Genomic DNA, 282 nt, shown 5'->3' with positions numbered 1-282 from the left:
CCTAACGCTGAAACACCAAAGATGGATGAGTTAAACTTCATCATCATTACTTCAGAAAATGCAGAAGAGGTTTTTGCTAAGATGAAAGAAAGCGGAAAGGATCCAGTCCTTTTTGGTTTGAGTGATGACGATTACGAAGTATTAGCTAAGAATTTTGCCCACATAAGAGCATACATAATCAAACAGAACGCAACACTTGATGAGTATAGAAAATATTATGAGGGCGAAAAAGATGAGTAAATGGGACAGGTGGTTATCTAATCAGAATGAGGTAACACAAAT

General features: G+C 36.5%; 1 protein-coding gene. It reads left to right on the top strand.

The features are described from left to right. Positions 1-240: hypothetical protein (locus JYB62_RS19725; protein ID WP_205647102.1), on the top strand; the 240-nt coding region annotated here is incomplete at its 5' end. Between the last annotated feature and the right edge of the window lie 42 nt (positions 241-282).

The organism is Algoriphagus lutimaris (assembly GCF_017051705.1).
In the GTDB taxonomy this organism is placed as follows: Bacteria; Bacteroidota; Bacteroidia; order Cytophagales; family Cyclobacteriaceae; genus Algoriphagus; species Algoriphagus lutimaris.
The sequence above is the reverse complement of the archived record's forward strand: the minus strand, read 5'-3'. Positions and strand labels throughout refer to the sequence as shown.